The 5,039-nt window shown below is 70.7% G+C and carries 5 protein-coding genes; 2 read left to right on the top strand and 3 right to left on the bottom strand.

Annotated features, from left to right (window positions below; genetic code table 11):
• Positions 1–592 precede the first annotated feature (592 nt).
• Complete coding sequence (gene trpS / locus EBH09_RS20455) at positions 593–1,603, top strand: tryptophan--tRNA ligase (protein WP_121748405.1); 1,011 nt, start codon at positions 593–595, stop codon at positions 1,601–1,603.
• On the opposite strand, the gene EBH09_RS20450 is transcribed toward trpS, so the two are convergent.
• Complete coding sequence (locus tag EBH09_RS20450) at positions 1,558–2,541, bottom strand: helix-turn-helix domain-containing protein (protein WP_121748404.1); 984 nt, start codon at positions 2,539–2,541, stop codon at positions 1,558–1,560. The genes trpS and EBH09_RS20450 overlap by 46 nt on opposite strands.
• A 74-nt stretch (positions 2,542–2,615) precedes the next feature.
• Here EBH09_RS20450 and EBH09_RS20445 point away from each other — a divergent pair, with 74 nt between their 5' ends.
• Positions 2,616–3,200, top strand: coding sequence for a cysteine hydrolase family protein (locus EBH09_RS20445; RefSeq protein WP_121748403.1), 585 nt, complete (start codon positions 2,616–2,618; stop codon positions 3,198–3,200).
• A gap of 66 nt (positions 3,201–3,266) precedes the next feature.
• On the opposite strand, the gene proC is transcribed toward EBH09_RS20445, so the two are convergent.
• Positions 3,267–4,079, bottom strand: a complete 813-nt coding sequence (gene proC, locus EBH09_RS20440) for a pyrroline-5-carboxylate reductase (RefSeq protein WP_121748402.1) — start codon at positions 4,077–4,079, stop codon at positions 3,267–3,269.
• Positions 4,080–4,311: 232 nt separating this feature from the next.
• Positions 4,312–5,039 (bottom strand): ABC transporter permease (locus EBH09_RS20435; protein ID WP_153182692.1); only part of this gene is annotated, 728 nt, incomplete at its 5' end.

Raw genomic sequence — 5,039 nt, 5'->3', positions numbered from 1 at the left:
GCGTTTCCGACTCTATCAGATCTTTCCGATCCGATTTCCTCGGTGCCTTTCCGGTTCCCGCTTTCGCGTTTCCCTTTCCGGCGGTTCCGACTCTATCAGATCCTTTCGGCCCTGATTCCCCGTCAGAGGGGGTTGTTTCGCGGCTGTTGGGCCGTTTCAACGAGGTGAGACTCTAGCGGATTCCGGGCTCCCGAGCTAATCGGGGGCCGCGTCCTGGAGGACGCGGAATCCTCATTCCGCAAATACGCGCACCGACAATACGACGAGGTCGACAACGCGACTGTTCGTCGAGGAGTGGTTGGTACTTGCGGAATCGCTGTCCGGGGACCGACCGGAGTCGGCGCTCACGTCGGACAACTCGGAGAACACTACGAGCGCGGGTCGCGCGTGTCAAATGCCGGGCCGGACGCCCTCCGCACGCGTACGGTGGGAGGCGTGATGACGCGTACGTGTACCGGGCTCTGGTGGGCCGCCTGACGGCGGCCGTTCTCACGTATGCACTCAACGGCCGCCGCTTCGGCGGCCGTTCTCGTATCTCCCTCCAGGAGGGGCGGCCGGCGGGTGGTGGCGGCCCTGACCAGGAGGTGGAGAGATGACACGGGTCTTCAGTGGGGTCAAGCCGACCGGGCATCTGACGCTGGGGAACTATCTGGGAGCCATGCGGCAGTGGGCCGCGGAGGACCAGCGCCGATCGGACGCCCTGTTCTGCGTGGTCGATCTGCACGCGCTGACCGTGGACCACGATCCGGCGCGGGTGCGCAGACTCAGCCGGCAGGCGGCCTCGTTGCTGCTGGCGGCGGGGTTGGACCCGGAGCTGTGCACCGTGTTCGTACAGAGTCACGTGGACGAGCATGCCCGGCTGTCGTACGTCCTGGAGTGCGTCGCCACCGACGGGGAGATGCGGCGGATGATCCAGTACAGGGAGAAGGCCGCGCGGGAGCGGGAGCGGGGCGGGAGTGTGCGGCTGTCGCTGCTGACGTATCCCGTGCTGATGGCGGCCGACATCCTGGCGTACGGGACGGACGACGTGCCGGTCGGTATCGACCAGACGCAGCACGTGGAGCTGGCGCGGGATCTCGCGGTGCGGTTCAACCAGCGGTACGGGCACACGTTCGTGGTGCCCCGGGCGACGAACCCCGCGGTGGCGGCTCGGGTGATGAATCTGCAGGAGCCGGCGTCGAAGATGGGTAAGAGCGACGACGTCGGGCCGGGGATCGTCTATCTGCTGGATGAGCCGGACGTGGTGCGGAAGAAGGTCATGCGGGCCGTGACCGACAGCGGACGTGAGGTCGTGTACGACCGTCAGGCGCGGCCGGGGCTCGCGAACCTGCTGGAGATTCTCGCCGCCTGCACGGGCGGGGAGCCGGCGGAGCTGGCGGGTGGGTACGACTCGTACGGCGCGTTGAAGAAGGACACCGCCGAGGCCGTCGTCGAAGTGCTGCGGCCGGTGCAGGAGCGGCACAAGGAGCTGTGCGCGGACCCCGGGTACGTGGAGGGTGTGCTCCAGGAGGGGGCGGGGAAGGCCCGGGCCATGGCTCGGCCGACCGTGGATGCCGCTTACCGGGCGATCGGGCTGCTTCCTCCCGTGAACGCGGCCCGGTAGGCGCGGGGGCTGGTGGCGAGGCGCGATGCGAAGTGCTGGCGCATCGTGACCTCGCTGCCGAAGCCGGACCGGCGGGCGACCTCGGGCATGGGCAGGTCGGTGCGTTCGAGCAGCTTCTGGGCTGCGGCGATGCGCTGGTCCAGGAGCCAGCGGAGCGGGGTCGTCCCGGTGGCCGCGGTGAAGTGGCGGGCGAAGGAGCGGGGGGACATGCCGGCGCGGGCGGCCAGGTCGGCGACCGTCAGCGGCTCGTGAAGGTGGCGCAGGGCGTGTTCGCGGACGGCGGCGAGGGCGTCGGCGTCCCGAGCGGCCCGGGGTGTGGGGTGCTCGATGAACTGGGCCTGCGTGCCGGTGCGGAAGGGGGCCGTGACCATCGATCGGGCGATGGTGGCGGCGGCTTCGGCGCCGTGGGCCAGGCGGACCAGGTGGAGGCAGAGGTCGATGCCGGCGGCCGTGCCGGCGGCGGTCCAGATGTTGTCGTCCTCGATGAAGAGGGCGTCGGGGACGACGGTGACGCGGCGGTGCTGGGTTCGCAGGAGGTCGGTCAGTCGCCAGTGGGTGATGGCTCGGCGGCCGTCGAGCAGACCGGCCTGGGCGAGGGTGAAGGCGCCGCCGCACAGGGCCGCGACGGTCGTGCCGCGGGCGTGGGCGCGGCGGAGGGCGTCGAGGACCGGGGCGGGGGCCGGGGTGAGGTGGTCGTCGAGGCCGGGGACCAGGACCAGGTCGGCGCCGTCCAGCCAGTCGAGGGTGCGGTCGGGGTGGAGGGCGAGGCCGCCGCGCATGGGTACGGCGGTGGTGCCGTCGGCGGTGACCCTGCGCAGGTCGAAGGCGGGGGCGCCGCGGTCGGTGCGGTCGGTGCCCCAGACCTCGGTGATGACGGAGACGTCGAAGGCCCGGATGCCGGGGAAGGCGACGAGGGCGACGCGGTAGGGGGCTGCCATGAGTGGCAGTAAAACATCGATCGCCGACTTCTGTACCCCTGGGGTCCGGTGCTGCCTGGCGGCACGATCAGGGCATGGACATCGCTGAGAACGCAGCACTGGTGGTCGTGGACGTGCAGCAGGGCTTCGAGGAGGTCGACTTCTGGGGTGCGCGCAACAATCCGGCGGCGGACGACAACATCGCCGCCCTCATCGACGTGTGGCAGTCGACCGGGCGGCCGGTCGTCTACGTACGGCACGACTCCGTCGAGCCCGGGTCGCCGTTGCGGGCGGGGTACGAGGGCAACGGGTTCAAGGAGTACGTGGAGGGGCGACGCGGGAAGGGGGGCGGGGCCGAGCTGCTGGTCACGAAGAGCGTGAACTCGGCGTTCCTCGGGACACCCGACCTGGGGGCCTGGCTGCGGGAGGCGGGGATCTCGCAGATCGTGGTGGCCGGGATCCAGACGAACATGTGCGTCGAGACGACGGCACGGATGGGTGGGAACCTCGGGTACGAGGTCGTCGTCGCGTTCGACGCGACGTACACCTTCGGTCTGGAGGGGCCTTTCGGCTGGCGGCAGAGCGCGGACGAGCTGGCGCGGGCGTCGGCGGTGTCGCTGCACGGGGGCGGGTTCGCGGCGGTGGTGGCGACGGAGGATGTGGTGGCAGCGGCGAAGTGAGCCCCAGGCCTGGGTGGGACGGCAAGGGCCCGCCCTGCCGTCCTCGTCGGTCCTCGTCGGTCCTCGTCAGTCCTTGGTGCCGGTGGCGAGTTCGCGGCTGCGGTCCCGGGCGGCTTCCAGGGCGGCGATGAGGGCGGCGCGGACGCCGTGGTTCTCCAGTTCGCGGATGGCGTTGATGGTGGTGCCGGCGGGGGACGTGACGTTCTCTCGGAGCTTGACCGGGTGTTCGCCGCTGTCGCGGAGCATGGTCGCGGCGCCGATCGCGGACTGGACGATCAGATCGTGGGCCTTGTCGCGGGGCAGTCCGAGGAGGATGCCGGCGTCGGTCATGGCCTCGACCAGGTAGAAGAAGTACGCCGGGCCGGAGCCGGAGAGGGCGGTGCAGGCGTCCTGCTGGGACTCGGGGACGCGGAGGGTCTTGCCGACGGCGCCGAAGATCTCCTCGGTGTGCGTGAGGTGGTCGGCGGTGGCGTGGGTGCCGGCGGAGATGACGGACATGGCCTCGTCGACGAGGGCGGGGGTGTTCGTCATGACGCGGACCACCGGGGTGCCGGGGGCGAGGCGCTCCTCGAAGAAGGCGGTCGGGATGCCCGCTGCGCCGCTGATGACCAGGCGGTCGGCGGGGACGTGCGGGGCGAGTTCGTCGAGGAGGGTGCCCATGTCCTGCGGCTTGACCGTGAGGATCAGGGTGTCGGCGGACTTGGCGGCCTCGGCGTTGGTGACCGGGGTGACTCCGTGGCGGGCGCGGAGTTCTTCGGCCCGTTCCTTGCGGCGGGCGGTGACCAGGAGGTCGGCGGGTGCCCAGCCGGCTCCGATCATTCCGCTGAGCAGGGCTTCGCCGATCTTGCCGGTGCCGAGGACTGCGACTTTCTGGGTCATGGCGTTCGGTGCCCTCCGGTGCCCTGTCTTGGGTGCGTCGTCCGTCGTCGTCATCCTCGCATTCGCGGAGCGGGTGGGGGCGTCGCGTCCAGTCCGCGGGACGCCGGTGGGCGGTCGGTCCGTGGAGGGTTTTCGCCCCCGCCGCCCCTTCCCGTTCCCGTCCCTGGGGGCTGCGCCCCCAGACCCCCGCTTTCGGCCTTGAGGGCCTCGTCCTCAAACGCCGGACGGGCTGCTATGCCGTTCGGCGTTTCAAGGTCGCCGCGCCCAGGGCCAGGACCAGGAGGGCGCAGCCCGCGACGATCAGGGCGTCCCGTACGAAGGCGGTGGTCATGTCGGGGTGGCGGAGGACCTCGTTCATGCCGTCGACCGCGTAGGACATCGGCAGTACGTCGGAGACGGCCTCCAGGGCCGGGTGCATCTTGTCGCGCGGGGTGAAGAGGCCGCAGAGGAGGAGCTGGGGGAAGATCACCGCCGGCATGAACTGCACCGCCTGGAACTCGGAGGCCGCGAAGGCCGAGACGAAGAGGCCGAGGGCGGTGCCCAGGAGGGCGTCGAGCAGCGCGACCAGGAGGAGGAGCCAGGGGCTGCCCGTCACGTCGAGGCCGAGGAACCAGACCGCGAGGCCGGTGGCCAGGGCCGACTGGACGATGGCGAGGGCACCGAAGGCTAGGGCGTAGCCGGCGATGAGGTCGCCCTTGCCGAGGGGCATGGCGAGGAGGCGTTCCAGGGTGCCGGAGGTGCGCTCTCGCAGCGTCGCGATGGACGTGACCAGGAACATCGTGATCAGCGGGAAGATGCCGAGGAGCGAGGCGCCGATGTTGTCGAAGGTGCGCGGGCTGCCGTCGAAGACGTAGCGCAGCAGGAAGAGCATCACGCAGGGGATCAGCATCAGCAGGGCGATGGTGCGCGGGTCGTGGCTCAGCTGGCGCAGGACCCTGGCCGCGGTGGCTGTGGTGCGGG

Source organism: Streptomyces sp. E2N166, from assembly GCF_003671715.1.
Classification (GTDB): domain Bacteria; phylum Actinomycetota; class Actinomycetes; order Streptomycetales; family Streptomycetaceae; genus Streptomyces; species Streptomyces thinghirensis.
This window is presented reverse-complemented; position numbering and strand designations above follow the sequence as displayed.

Bases quoted from the DNA above. Each gene is read 5' to 3' on its own strand.
- trpS (WP_121748405.1), top strand. From the start codon at position 593: ATGACACGGGTCTTCAGTGGGGTCAAGCCGACCGGGCATCTGACGCTG.
- proC (WP_121748402.1), bottom strand. From the start codon at position 4,079: ATGACCCAGAAAGTCGCAGTCCTCGGCACCGGCAAGATCGGCGAAGCC.
- EBH09_RS20450 (WP_121748404.1), bottom strand. From the start codon at position 2,541: ATGGCAGCCCCCTACCGCGTCGCCCTCGTCGCCTTCCCCGGCATCCGG.
- EBH09_RS20445 (WP_121748403.1), top strand. From the start codon at position 2,616: ATGGACATCGCTGAGAACGCAGCACTGGTGGTCGTGGACGTGCAGCAG.